11 protein-coding genes are annotated in these 12,124 nt (G+C 72.4%); 6 read left to right on the top strand and 5 right to left on the bottom strand.

Annotation, left to right across the window (positions count from 1 at the left end; genetic code table 11):
* Positions 1–58 precede the first annotated feature (58 nt).
* The 5 genes from ACZ60T_RS26715 to ACZ60T_RS26695 all read left to right on the top strand — a co-directional run bounded on the left by ACZ60T_RS26715 (position 59) and on the right by ACZ60T_RS26695 (position 4,883).
* Positions 59–1,081: a LacI family DNA-binding transcriptional regulator gene (locus ACZ60T_RS26715; protein WP_365625007.1), complete on the top strand. Its 1,023-nt coding sequence runs from the start codon at positions 59–61 to the stop codon at positions 1,079–1,081.
* A gap of 125 nt (positions 1,082–1,206) precedes the next feature.
* Positions 1,207–2,238 (top strand): S1C family serine protease, encoded by a 1,032-nt coding sequence (locus tag ACZ60T_RS26710; RefSeq protein ID WP_469668166.1) that lies wholly within the window; start codon positions 1,207–1,209, stop codon positions 2,236–2,238.
* Between the two features lie 84 nt (positions 2,239–2,322).
* A complete protein-coding gene (locus tag ACZ60T_RS26705) occupies positions 2,323–2,568 on the top strand; it encodes a hypothetical protein (RefSeq protein WP_365625013.1) in 246 nt (81 codons plus the stop codon).
* A 129-nt stretch (positions 2,569–2,697) separates the two neighbouring features.
* Complete coding sequence (locus tag ACZ60T_RS26700; protein ID WP_469668165.1) at positions 2,698–3,429, top strand: response regulator transcription factor; 732 nt, start codon at positions 2,698–2,700, stop codon at positions 3,427–3,429.
* On the top strand, positions 3,426–4,883 hold the full coding sequence (locus tag ACZ60T_RS26695) for a sensor histidine kinase (RefSeq protein WP_469668164.1): 1,458 nt from the start codon (positions 3,426–3,428) through the stop codon (positions 4,881–4,883). The genes ACZ60T_RS26700 and ACZ60T_RS26695 overlap by 4 nt, the downstream gene beginning before the upstream one ends.
* Positions 4,884–4,944: 61 nt before the next feature.
* On the opposite strand, the gene ACZ60T_RS26690 is transcribed toward ACZ60T_RS26695, so the two are convergent.
* Positions 4,945–6,741: a bifunctional metallophosphatase/5'-nucleotidase gene (locus ACZ60T_RS26690; protein WP_469668163.1), complete on the bottom strand. Its 1,797-nt coding sequence runs from the start codon at positions 6,739–6,741 to the stop codon at positions 4,945–4,947.
* A gap of 238 nt (positions 6,742–6,979) precedes the next feature.
* On the opposite strand from ACZ60T_RS26690, the gene mshD reads away from it, so the two are divergent.
* Positions 6,980–7,918, top strand: a complete 939-nt coding sequence (mshD, locus tag ACZ60T_RS26685; protein ID WP_469668162.1) for a mycothiol synthase — start codon at positions 6,980–6,982, stop codon at positions 7,916–7,918.
* 60 nt (positions 7,919–7,978) lie between these two features.
* Here mshD and ACZ60T_RS26680 read toward each other — a convergent pair whose 3' ends face one another.
* From ACZ60T_RS26680 to ACZ60T_RS26665, 4 genes are all read right to left on the bottom strand, one after another.
* Positions 7,979–8,635 carry an ABC transporter gene (locus ACZ60T_RS26680; RefSeq protein ID WP_469668161.1) on the bottom strand — a complete coding sequence of 219 codons (657 nt, stop codon included), beginning with the start codon at positions 8,633–8,635 and terminating at the stop codon, positions 7,979–7,981.
* 206 nt (positions 8,636–8,841) lie between these two features.
* Positions 8,842–10,407, bottom strand: a complete 1,566-nt coding sequence (locus ACZ60T_RS26675; RefSeq protein ID WP_469668160.1) for an ABC transporter permease — start codon at positions 10,405–10,407, stop codon at positions 8,842–8,844.
* The gene (locus tag ACZ60T_RS26670; protein ID WP_469668158.1) at positions 10,404–11,273 is read right to left on the bottom strand and encodes an ATP-binding cassette domain-containing protein; all 870 of its coding nucleotides are present in this window, start codon (positions 11,271–11,273) and stop codon (positions 10,404–10,406) included. The genes ACZ60T_RS26675 and ACZ60T_RS26670 overlap by 4 nt, the downstream gene beginning before the upstream one ends.
* On the bottom strand, positions 11,270–12,118 hold the full coding sequence (locus ACZ60T_RS26665) for a zf-HC2 domain-containing protein (protein WP_469668349.1): 849 nt from the start codon (positions 12,116–12,118) through the stop codon (positions 11,270–11,272). The genes ACZ60T_RS26670 and ACZ60T_RS26665 overlap by 4 nt, the downstream gene beginning before the upstream one ends.
* Positions 12,119–12,124: the final 6 nt, after the last annotated feature.

Below are 12,124 nucleotides of genomic sequence, written 5' to 3'. Positions count from 1 at the left end.
GACACAGGAACAGGCGTACGCCCTGCCCAGTGGCGTTCCATCCGCGTAGACTCCGCGCGTGGCCAAGGTGACTCGGGATGATGTGGCGCGGCTGGCGGGGACGTCCACCGCCGTCGTCAGCTATGTCATCAACAACGGACCCCGGCCGGTCGCCCCGGCCACGCGCGAGCGTGTCCTCGCCGCGATCAAGGAGCTGGGGTACCGGCCCGACCGGGTCGCCCAGGCCATGGCGTCGCGGCGGACGGACCTCATAGGCATGATCGTGCCGGACGCGCGCCAGCCCTTCTTCGGGGAGATGGCGCACGCGGTCGAACAGGCCGCCGCCGAGCGCGGGAAGATGGTGCTGGTCGGCAACTCCGACTACGTCGCCGAGCGCGAGGTCCACTATCTGCGGGCCTTCCTCGGTATGCGCGTCTCGGGCCTGATCCTGGTCAGCCACGCGCTCAGCGACCACGCCGCCGCGGAGATCGACGCCTGGGACGCCCGCGTGGTGCTGCTGCACGAACGCCCCGAGGCGATCGACGACGTCGCGGTGGTCACGGACGACATCGGCGGCGCCCAGCTCGCCGTACGCCACCTCCTGGAGCACGGCTACCCGTATGTCGCCTGCATGGGCGGCACCGAGCAGACCCCGGCGGTCGGCGACCCGGTCTCCGACCATGTCGAGGGCTGGCGGCGCGCCATGCAGGAGGCCGGGATCCCCACGGAGGGCCGCCTCTTCGAGGCGCCGTACAACCGCTACGACGCCTATCGCGTGGCCCTGGACCTGCTGGCGGGCCCGAACCGCCCGCCCGCCGTCTTCTGCTCCACCGACGACCAGGCGATCGGGGTGCTGCGCGCCGCGCGCGAGCTGCGTCTCGAGGTGCCGGACGAGCTGGCGGTCGCCGGGTTCGACGACGTCAAGGAGGCGGCGCTCACGGACCCGCCGCTGACCACCGTCGCCACCGACCGCTCGGCCATGGCCCGCGCCGCCGTCGACCTGGTGCTCGACGACAGCCTCCGGGTGACGGGCTCGCGCCGCGAGCGGCTGCGGCTGTTCCCCTCGCGCCTGGTCGTACGGCAGTCCTGCGGCTGCGCGTGACCCCCGGGGGCCGCCCGGTGCGCGGCCCCGCCCTGAGCAGCTCTTATGTCGGACATACAGGGTTCTGTCGGGCTTCTCAGGGACGACTCACGAAGCTCTCATGATCGCGGGACACTCTCTCTTGCATGACGACCGAGAGCTTCCGCCGCAGTGGCGAGTACGACGACCCCGACGGTGACGGACGGCAGTCCGCGTCCGCGTACCCCCAGCAGAAGCACCCCTCCTCCCCCACGGCCTCGACCCCGTGGCCGACGCCGCCGGCCTACGCGCCGACGCCCGCACCCGCGTCGCACAGGCGCGCCAAGGGGCCGCTCGTCCTCCTCGCCGCCGTGGCGATCGCCGCCGCGGCCGTCGGAGGCGGCACGGCGTACGGCATCCAGGAGCTGACCGGCAAGAACACGGTCTCCTCCAGCTCCACCGACACCAATGTGGTGCCCACAGCCAAGAAGGGCACGGTCGCCGGGGTGGCCGCCGCGGTCAGCCCGAGCATCGTGGAGGTCAGCGCCACCTCCGAGTCCGGCCGGTCGACCGGCTCCGGTGTGATCATCACCAGCGGGGGCGAGGTCATCACCAACAACCACGTCGTCTCCGGCGCCTCCTCGGTCAAGGTGCGGACGAGCGACGGCACGGCGTACACCGCGCGGGTCGTCGGCACCGACAGCGCGAAGGACCTCGCGCTGATCAGGCTGGAGAACGCCACCGGTCTGAAGGCCGCCACGCTCGGCAATTCCTCCGGCATCCAGGTCGGCGACCAGGTCGTGGCGATCGGCTCGCCCGAGGGACTGAGCGGCACGGTCACCAGCGGCATCGTCTCGGCCCTGCACCGCAGCGTCACCGTCTCGACCGACGAGAGCCAGAGCCAGGACCCGGACGGCCAGTGGCCCTTCGAGTTCGACGGCCGCCACTTCAACGGCGACACGGGCTCGTCCACGACGACGTACCAGGCGATCCAGACGGACGCGTCCTTGAACCCGGGCAACTCCGGCGGCGCCCTCATCGACATGAACGGCAACGTCATCGGCATCAACTCGGCGATGTACTCGGACGGTTCGGGCTCGACCTCGACGAGCGCCGGCAGCGTCGGCCTCGGCTTCGCCATCCCGATCAACACCGTCACGTCCGACCTGGCGAAGCTTCGCGGCGGCTCCGAGAGCTGACCACCGGCTCCGGGAGCCGGGCCGCGGAACCTGCCGGACGAGAACGGGCAAGCGAGCAAGTGAGCAAGTGAGAAGGAGTACGACATGATCAGGCGGATAGTCCACGACGTCACCGGTCCCGTCGGCCCCGCCGGCCTCACCCTGGCCCTGGCCGTGGCCCACGACCTCCATGTCCCCGCGCCCCGCCGGCCGCCGGCCTGCGAGCTGCGCACCACCGTGGTGCGGACCCCGGAAGTGGCCGTCCCGCAACTGATGGGCCTGCGCACCGGCCCCCGGCGGACCCACCGCCGCAAGGTGCCGCTGAACCGGCTCACCGCCGTCCTGGGCTGAGCCGTCCGCCGTACGCCGCGCAGCGGTCCCCGTCACAGCACCTGGCCGATCTCTCCGCCTCTGCCCGGAAACGTGCGAGTCTGAATGAGTGCAGCCCCGTCCGATCGCACCTTGAGGAACTCCACAGCCATGAGCCCCGCCGAAGGCGACCGTGAATCCCAGCGCATCCTGATCGTCGACGACGAGCCCGCGGTGCGCGAAGCCCTCCAGCGCAGCCTCGCCTTCGAGGGGTACGACACCGCGGTCGCCGTGGACGGCGCGGACGCCCTGGAGAAGGCGACCGGGTACGGGCCCGATCTGGTCGTCCTGGACATCCAGATGCCGCGGATGGACGGCCTCACCGCCGCCCGCCGGATGCGCGGCGCGGGCACCACCACCCCGATCCTCATGCTCACCGCCCGCGACACGGTGGGCGACCGCGTCACCGGCCTGGACGCGGGGGCCGACGACTACCTGGTCAAGCCGTTCGAACTGGACGAGCTGTTCGCCCGTATCCGGGCCCTGCTGCGGCGCAGCTCGTACGCGGCCACGGCGCTCGGCGCCGCGGAGGACGAGGCGCTGACATTCGCCGACCTCCGGATGGACCTGGCGACACGCGAGGTCACCCGCAGCGAGCGGGCCGTGGAACTGACCCGTACGGAGTTCACGCTCCTGGAGATGTTCATGGCCCATCCGCGCCAGGTGCTCACCCGTGAGCAGATCCTCCAGGCGGTCTGGGGCTTCGACTTCGAGCCGTCGTCGAACTCGCTCGATGTGTATGTGATGTATCTGCGGCGCAAGACAGAGGCGGGCGGCGAGCCGCGCCTCGTGCACACCGTCCGCGGCGTCGGCTATGTACTGCGGCAGGGCGGCGTCGAGTGATCAGACGATTCCGCGCCCTTCCGCTCCGCTCCCGGCTGGCCCTGCTGGTGGCGGCGGCCGTCGCGTTCGGCGTGGCCGCGGTGTCGGTGAGCTGCTGGTTCATCGTGCAGGGGAAGCTGTACCAGCAGGTGGACAGCAATCTGAAGAACACGAGCCAGCCCGTGCGGGCGGGGGGCCTCGCGACCGTGCTGGGCAACTGCACGACCACGCCCGCCGCGCAGGACGACCGCGGCCCCCAGCCCCGTACGTACTACACCCAGGTGGTCACCACGAGCGGTGACTCCTGCGTCTACCCGAACTCGGCGGGCCTCGTCCATGTCACCGGCAGCGACACCGACATCGCGCGGAACCCGGTGCGGGGCGTGCTCCACAACGGCACCGACAGCAAGGGCAACGCGGTACGGGTCCTGACGACACCGCTGGTCAGCGAGGGTCCGGCGGGCCCGCAGCTCTACCAGGACTACGCGCTGCTCGTCGCCTATCCGCTCCAGGACACCACGAAGACCCTGAGCGATCTGGCCCTGCTCCTGCTGATCGTGTCCGGGCTCGGGGTCATGGGCGCCGGGGCCGTGGGCCTCGCCGTGGCCCGCGCCGGGCTGCGACCCGTCGACAAGCTCACGGCGGCCGTCGAGCACATCGCCCGCACCGAGGACCTGACCACCAGGATCCCGGTGGACCAGCACAGCGAGGACGAGATCGCCCGTCTCTCCCGCTCCTTCAACTCCATGACGTCGGCCCTGGCCAGCTCGCGCGACCTCCAGCAGCAGTTGATCGCGGACGCGGGCCACGAGCTGCGGACGCCGCTCACCTCGCTGCGCACCAACATCGAACTGCTCTCCCGCAGCGAGGAGACGGGCCGCCCGCTGCCCACGGAGGACCGCCGGGCGCTGCTCACCTCGGTGACGGCGCAGATGTCGGAGCTGGCGTCCCTGATCGGGGACCTTCAGGAACTCTCGCGGCCGGAGAAGGGCCAGCACACCGGGAAGGCGCAGGTGCTGGCCTGGCAGGACATCGTCGAGACCGCCCTGGGCCGCGCCCGGCTGCGCGGCCCGGAACTGACGATCAACGCCGACCTCAGGCCGTGGTACGTCCGCGCGGAGCCGTCCGCGCTGGAGCGGGCGGTCGTGAACGTCCTGGACAACGCGGTGAAGTTCAGCCCCGACGGCGGCACGGTCGAGGTCTCGCTGACGGACGGCACCCTGACGGTGCGCGATCACGGTCCGGGGATCGCGGCCGAGGAACTCCCCTATGTCTTCGACCGGTTCTGGCGCTCGCCCACGGCGCGCGCGCTGCCGGGCTCGGGGCTCGGCCTGTCGATCGTGGCCCGCACGGTCCAGCAGGCGGGCGGCGAGGTGGCCCTGACCCCGGCGGAGGGCGGGGGGACGGTCGCCACGGTACGGCTGCCGGGGGCGCCGACCCCGCCGCCCGCGGTGGCGCAGGAGGCGCTGCCCTGAAGACCGAAGCGGTCCGTCCCCGGCACCGCCTGTGCGCGGGACGGGGACGGACCGCCGGGTGTCACTGCTGGACGGTGATCCGGTCCGCGGTCGGCACCGCGTAGGGCGCCGAGGCCGACGAGTTGGCCGTCAGATACGCCCCGAACGCCTCCAGGTCGTCGCCGCCGATCAGCATGTCCGTGCCGTTGCCCAGCTCGGTGAAGCCGTCGCCGCCGCCCGCGAGGAAGGAGTTCATCGCGACGCGGTAGGTGGCGGCCGGGTCGATCGCGCTGCCGTTCAGCCTGACCGAGTCCGTGACCACGCGCGCGGCGCCCGACTTCGTCAGGTCCAGCGTGTAGGTCAGGCCCTCGGACACCTGAAGGATCTTCGGCGAGGCCTCGTTCGCGCCGCTGACCTGCTGCTGCAGCGCGGTGATCACCTGGGCGCCGGTCAGGTCGACCAGGTTCACGGTGTTGGCGAACGGCTGGACCGTGTACGCCTCCCCGTACGTCACCACACCGTCACCCTCGCTGCCGCTCGCCGCGTAGGTGAGCGGCGCGCGGATGCCGCCGGGGTTCATCAGGGCGAGGACCGCCTCGGGGTCGAGGGACTTGGCGTACGCGAGCTGCGCGTCCGCGATCAGGTCACCCAACGGGGACTCGGTGCCGTTGGTGTCGATCTCGCCCGCGATGTAGCCGACGGGCCGGGAGGCGACGGGCGCGGCGAGCGTGTTCCACCGGTCGATCAGCCCGGTGATGTCGGAGGCCTTGGCGACGTCCCGGGTGACCACGTGGTTCGCGGACTTCACCGCCGTACGGACGACGTCACCGGTCGCGCGGTCGTAGGTCAGCGTCGTGTCCGTGTACAGGCGGCCGAACGAGGACGCCGAGGTCACCATGCGAGGGTGGCCCGCCGGGTCGGGGATCGTGCACACATACGCCTGGTGGGTGTGGCCGGTGACCAGCGCGTCCACGGCCGGGGTGACGTGCTTGGCGATGTCCGCGATCGGACCGGAGATGCCGTCGCCGGGACCCGGGCTGTCGCAGTCGTAGTTGTAGTCGCCCGACGCGGGCATGCCGCCCTCGTGGATCAGCGCGACGATCGACTGGACGTGCTGCTTCTGCAGCTCCTTGGCGTACTTGTTGATCGTCTCCACCTCGTCGCCGAACTTCAGGCCCTTGACGCCCTCGGCGGAGACGATGTTCGGCGTGCCCTTCAGCGTCACCCCGATGAAGCCGATCTTGACGCCGGACTTCTTCCAGACCCAGTACGGCTTGAGGAGCGGCTTGCCGGTCTTGTCGTCCGTCACGTTCGCGGTCAGATAGGGGAAGTTCGCGCCCTTGAACTTCTGGCTCTTGTCGTAGCAGCCGTCCTCGGGGTGGCAGCCGCCGTTCTGGAGCCGCGCCAGTTCCTTCGCACCCTCGTCGAACTCGTGGTTGCCGACGCTCGTGACGTCCAGGTCCAGCTTGTTGAGCGCGTCGATGGTCGGCTCGTCGTGGAACAGCCCGGACAGCAGCGGCGAGGCGCCGACCATGTCACCGGCTCCGGCCGTGACGGAGTACTTGTGGCCCTGGCGCGCCTGCCGCAGATGCGTGGCGAGGTACTCCACGCCGCCCGCGTCGATGGTCTTGGTGGTGCCGTCGGCCTCGTGCTCGGTGACCCGGCCCGAGGAACCGGTGGGCGGCTCCAGGTTGCCGTGCAGGTCGTTGAACGACAGCAACTGCACGTCCTGGTAGCGACCCGACTGCGGGTTGCCCTGACCCTTGTTCTCCTGCGCGTCGGCCGGCAGCGCCGACACCAGGGCGCCCACGGTGGCAAGGCCCGCGGCGGCACCGAGGATGCGGTGCGTACGTCTGTGCCGGTCTGTCGTCGGTGGCATGTGCTCCCCTGAGGTGTGCGCGCTGTTCCGCCAGGTGTGCGCGGCCGGACCCGCCGTCCGCGACTGTGCTGTCCGGTCTGTCCGGACCTGACCGTCTCGCGTGCGCCGCATGAGGAGCGCGCCGAGACCGTCGCTCGCGCAGCCTAGGGTCAACGCGCGTAGCGGAACAGGGGTCCTGGGTTACAACAAGGCGTCATATGCCTCTCGATTCCCGGGCGGCCCCTTTACTCTCGTACTCATGACCAGCGACGACTCCGCACGCCCGGCATCGCCCCGCTCCATCGACACCGTCGGCGCGCTCTCGCCCGAACAGGCCGAGTCCGTGCTCGCGTTGCTCACCGAGGCCGCCCGGATCGACGGCCAGCCGGCCGTGTCCGAGCAGGGGCGCCTGCAACTGCGCGGCGGTGAGCGGGAGGGCGTCTCCCATCTTCTGCTGACGACCGGCGACACGCTCGTCGGATACGCGCAACTGGAGGACACCGACCCGGTGGAGGCTCCGGCCGCCGAGCTGGTCGTGCACCCCTCGTACCGCGGCCATGGGCACGGCCGGGCCCTCGGCTCCGCGCTCCTCGCCGCCTCCGGCAAGCGGCTGCGGGTGTGGGCGCACGGCGGTCACTCCGCGGCCCGGCATCTGGCCCAGGTGCTCGGCCTGACCCTCTTCCGCGAACTGCGCCAGATGCGCCGCCCGTTGACCGACCTCGACCTGGCCGAGCCGAAGCTGCCCGACGGCGTCACCGTGCGCACCTTCGTGCCCGGCCGGGACGACGCGGCCTGGCTCGCCCTCAACGCGTCCGCGTTCGCCCACCACCCCGAGCAGGGCTCGCTGACCCAGCGCGACCTGGACGCCCGGATGGCCGAGGCGTGGTTCGACCCGCAGGGCTTCTTCCTCGCCGAACGCGAGGGCGAGCACGGCCCGGAACTCATCGGCTTCCACTGGACCAAGGTCCACGCCGAGGAGCGGCTCGGCGAGGTGTACGTCCTCGGCGTCCGCCCCGGCGTCCAGGGCGGCGGCCTCGGCCGCGCCCTCACCACGATCGGCCTGCGGCATCTGGCGGCCCAGGGCCTGCCGACCGTGATGCTGTACGTCGACGCGGACAACAAGGCCGCGCTCACCGTCTACGAACGGCTGGGCTTCACGACCCACGAGACGGACCTGATGTACCGGACGGAGACCTGAGGGGCCCCGCGCGGCGGCGTCAGCGGCGGGCGGCGCGGGCCGCCGACCGGTGCCTGCCCTTCAGGCCGACCGGTGCTTGCCCTTCAGCCGGGGCTGGTGCTTGCGCTCCGGTCGGAGCCGGTGTTTGCGGACCGGCTCCGGCTGGAGGGCCGCGCCCGCCAGGAGGGCGAGCGTCAGCAGGGCCGCCCATCGCTGATGCGCCGCCGCCCAGCTCGCGGCGTCCACCTGGACGAACAGCGCCCCTGACGTGGGGAGCAGCGTCGCCAGCAGCGTGCCTGTCAGCAGCGTCGCCGCCACCGCCACCCCGGGCCGCGGCGCGTCACTGAACCGTACGGCGCACGCGGCACCGGAGAGCGCCAGGACCACCAGCGCCGCGGCCTCCAGGGTGAGATCGCCGGCCGGGGGCCGTATCCGCTCCGGTACGAGCAGCAGGGCCGCCGCCCAACTCGCCGCCGCGAGCGGGGCGACGAGCATCAGCCGCACCCCGCTGCGCACCACCCGCCGGGTCGGCACCACCGCGGTGGTCTGCCGAGCCGGATCGTCCAGCAGAAACGCGAGGCCCAGGGCCAGGCCGACCGCGGCGACCCGCAGGAGGAAGACGGCCAAGGCGGTACCGGCCCCCTCCTGCGTCAGCCGGGTGACCCAGCCGAGTACCGGGCCCAGCCCGGCGGCGGCACCGAGCACGCCCCAGGGCAGCGACCGCCCCACGGGCGGCACGAGAGCCGCGATCCCCGCGCATCTGCCGTCTAGGGCCTGTTGCGAAAGTCCCGCCTGCCTGGCGACGCCCGGCACGGCACCTCGCCGCGTTGTCGGGATCACCCGCGTACATCCAGTACGCGGGCGACCCTCCGCCTTGCGATGCACCGCACCGGACGCCGCCAGGCCCGCCCTCCGGGCGAACGACGCGACTTTCGCAACAGGCCCTAGCACGCCCCCTCCTCCCCCTGGGACTTCTTGTCCTCGGCGGCTGCCTTGCCGGCCGGCACCCCGAGCAGCTCCGCCACCTGGGTCAGCGAGGTCTTCGGGGACGTCAGCTCCGCCCAGTGCGTCTTCATCCGGGCCGTGACGCTGTAGCGCGGACGCTTCAGGAGTTCTCGGACGATCCGGGTCTGTTCGGTGCTCATCAGGACCGGGTCCGTGATGCTCAGCGCGCCGGCGGCGCCGCTGACGCTGTTGTCGATGCGGACATCGCGGAGCGCCTTCATCGGGTCGTCCTGCGCGGCCAGCGCCAGCCACATGACCGTCACCACGCGGGCGTCGCACATCTTGGAGGCCGCTTCCTCGTCCCCCGCCACCAGGACCGACGCGACTCCGACGGCGAACTCGGGGACGCGGTTGCCGCCCCAGCGCGTACCGGCGGTGATCTCGCCCGGGGTCCGCAGCGGCGTGATGGCGGAGTCGTCCGTCAGGTTGACGATGACCGGTATCCGCTGCCGGATCGTCAGCCGTGCTCCTCGGGTGCTCCCGCCCGCGAGGCCCTGGACTCGGTCGACGACCTGCGCCCAGTCGTCCCGCCAGGCGGTCCACTCCGGGAAGGAGCAGTACGTCGACCGGTGGTGCGTCACACAGGACTGGGCCGTGACCGGCGCATGGCTCGCCTTCGTCCGGGCCGCGGTCAGGGCGGCGTCATGGCTCGGGGACTGTCCGGCGACCCCGCCGACCGTGGCCGCGAGGGCCACCGCCGTGCCCGCCTTCACCAGGCGGGTACGTCCTCCGCTCAGCAGGAGCGTGACGCACAGCAGCAGGGCGGTCAGGCCCGCCAGATACAGGACGTGCCAGCCGGCCGGGCGGCCGAGGAGCGCGGAGGGGATCGGGTCGACCCCGTTCTCGGAGACCACGGGGTTCAGCCAGTCCAGCCAGTGCACCGCGTCCGTTTCGGTGACGAGGGAGGCGATCAGGGACGCGATGCCTCCCAGGGCCACGACGACGGCACCGCCGAGCACGCTCGGGATCACCCGCGCGGCCAGCACTCCCAGGATCCCCGCGGCCAGCGTCACCAGCGGCCCCACCGCCAGCTCGGCGACCGAACCGTGGCCGACCGCGCCCGGCTTCAGCGCCGTCCAGGCGAACTCGACCGCGACGATCAGCGCGGTGAGCGCGGCGAGCGGCACCACCGACAGCGCGTGCGCGAGCGTGCGCCGCCAGCGCTCCATGACCAGGATGTCGAAGTGCTGGTCCGTGCCCTGGCGCCGGGAGCGCTGCGCGGTGATGTTCGCGGCGAGGAGGACGACGAGGGCCAGGGCCAGCGTGCCGGGCTGCGTCGCGCGGTCGGCGTTGTGCAGGACCGGGTAGCGGTCCATGGCGTCCGCGGGGAACAGCAACTGCCAGTACGTATAGCCCGCGTAGAGCAGGAAGACGACCAACACCGTGGGCTGCCGCAGGAGTTCGCGGGCCTCGAAGCGGGCCAGCGCGAGGACCGCCGCGGCCGGGCGGCGTCCGGTCCGCAGGGGTTCCGAGACCGTGGGGGCCTGGTCGATGACGGCGCTCATGCGGACATCGCCTCCACCGACTGCGCGTCGAGAGCGAGCAAGTAGCCGTCCTCCAAGGTGGGTTCGAGAAGATCGGCGCCCCGGGGCGGGTCGCCGACGTTGCGGAAGGTGCCCAGGCCCGTCCGCCAGCCCGCGCGGGCCTGCGGGTCGCGTTCCGTGCTGCTCCAGACCCGGCCCGCCGCCCGTGCGGTCAGCTCGGCCGGGGTGCCCTCGAAGCGGACGCGGCCCTGGGCCATGACGATGACGCGCTGGCAGAGCATCGCCACGTCCTCGGTCTGATGCGTGGACAGCAGCACCGTCCGGTGCCGGCCCGCCTCGGCGATCACCTCCCGGAACTGCATGCGCTGTTCGGGGTCGAGGCCCACGGTCGGTTCGTCGAGCAGCAGCAGGCCCGGATCCCCGAGGAGCGCGGCGGCCAGGGCCACACGCTGGCGCATTCCGCCGGAGAGCCGCTTGATGCGCTTGCCGCGCACCTCGGAGAGGTTCACGGCTTCCAGCACGCGCCGCACCTCGCGGTGGCGGGCGGACCGGTCGGCGAACTCCTTGAGGATCGCCACGTAGTCGACGAACGCGAACGCCGTGAAGTCCGGGTGGAAGCCGGGGTTCTGCGGCAGATAGCCCAGGCGGCGGCGCACCTCCTGGCGGCCCGCGCCCGTGCCCGGGTCGTGCCCGAGCACCGTGAAGTCGCCTCGGTCGGGGGGTGTGGCGGTGGCGAGCACCCGCAACAGGGTCGTCTTGCCCGCGCCGTTGGGCCCGAGCAGCCCGGTGACGCCCTCCTGGAGGTGAATCGAGACGTTGTCCAGCGCCGGGCTGCCGCCGTAGCGCACGGTCAGGCCGGAGCCCGAGACGGTGGGATGGGGGGTCATGCGACGCTCCTGTGGGCGAGGTCGGTGGGAAGGGACGGGGCCGAGGCGGTGTCGAACCTGTCGCGCAGGCGGTGCAGCAGGACGGCCGCGGTCACGGCGACCAGGGCCGCCACGCCCTGGCCCACGCCCGTGAACGGCGGGAGCGTCTTGTGGCCGGTCGCCGCGGCCACGGCCAGCAGGGCGATCCACGCACCGCTGACCAGGGCGGGGGCGGTGACCTGACCCAGCCGTGCGGTCAGCGCGAGCCCGGTCGCGGTCAGCGCGAGGGCGGGCAGCAGCCAGGCCAGCGCGCGCAGCCCGTACCCGGGGAGGGCCAGGCTCGCCAGGCCGTTGAGCCCGAGACTGGCGACCAGCACCGCGACCGTGCGGATCATCAGCAGGCGGAAGCCGTGCAGCGGGGCGACGAGCGCCATCTCGTAGGTCGGGTCGAGCGCCGGACCGTAGGACAGCGCGACGCCCGCCAGGGGAAGCAGCGGGGCCAGGGCGAGGAAGAGGGAGGGCGAGTGCACCGTGTACACGCTGACCACGGTCATGAGCAGCACCAGCAGGACCGCGCCCAGCCAGGAGGCGCGCAGCACCGGTGTGGCGGCCAGCAGGCGCGCCGTGTGGTCGGCGACGCCGCACCGCATCAGCAGGGCCTCGAAGACCCCCGGCCGGGGAGCGTCCAGCTCGGCGTCCAGCCGCTCCCAGCCGAGGTCCAGGGCGCGCGGCTCGGTGGCCTCCGCGAGGGCCAGCCGACAGGGCGCGCACGCCAGCAGATGCGTGTCGACGGACCACAGGCGGGGCGCCTCCAGCTCGCCGCGCGCGTAGGCGCGCAGGTCGTCGGTGTCCGCGTGCCATCCCATGGCGTC

It is taken from the genome of Streptomyces sp. NPDC104371, from assembly GCF_055583785.1.
The sequence above is the reverse complement of the archived record's forward strand: the minus strand, read 5'-3'. Positions and strand labels throughout refer to the sequence as shown.

Excerpts from the sequence above, each read along its gene's own strand:
- ACZ60T_RS26670 (WP_469668158.1), bottom strand. The coding sequence starts at position 11,273 with ATGACCCCCCATCCCACCGTCTCGGGCTCCGGCCTGACCGTGCGCTAC.
- ACZ60T_RS26700 (WP_469668165.1), top strand. The coding sequence starts at position 2,698 with ATGAGCCCCGCCGAAGGCGACCGTGAATCCCAGCGCATCCTGATCGTC.
- ACZ60T_RS26705 (WP_365625013.1), top strand. The coding sequence starts at position 2,323 with ATGATCAGGCGGATAGTCCACGACGTCACCGGTCCCGTCGGCCCCGCC.
- ACZ60T_RS26665 (WP_469668349.1), bottom strand. The coding sequence starts at position 12,118 with ATGGGATGGCACGCGGACACCGACGACCTGCGCGCCTACGCGCGCGGC.
- ACZ60T_RS26710 (WP_469668166.1), top strand. The coding sequence starts at position 1,207 with ATGACGACCGAGAGCTTCCGCCGCAGTGGCGAGTACGACGACCCCGAC.
- ACZ60T_RS26690 (WP_469668163.1), bottom strand. The coding sequence starts at position 6,741 with ATGCCACCGACGACAGACCGGCACAGACGTACGCACCGCATCCTCGGT.
- ACZ60T_RS26675 (WP_469668160.1), bottom strand. The coding sequence starts at position 10,407 with ATGAGCGCCGTCATCGACCAGGCCCCCACGGTCTCGGAACCCCTGCGG.
- mshD (WP_469668162.1), top strand. The coding sequence starts at position 6,980 with ATGACCAGCGACGACTCCGCACGCCCGGCATCGCCCCGCTCCATCGAC.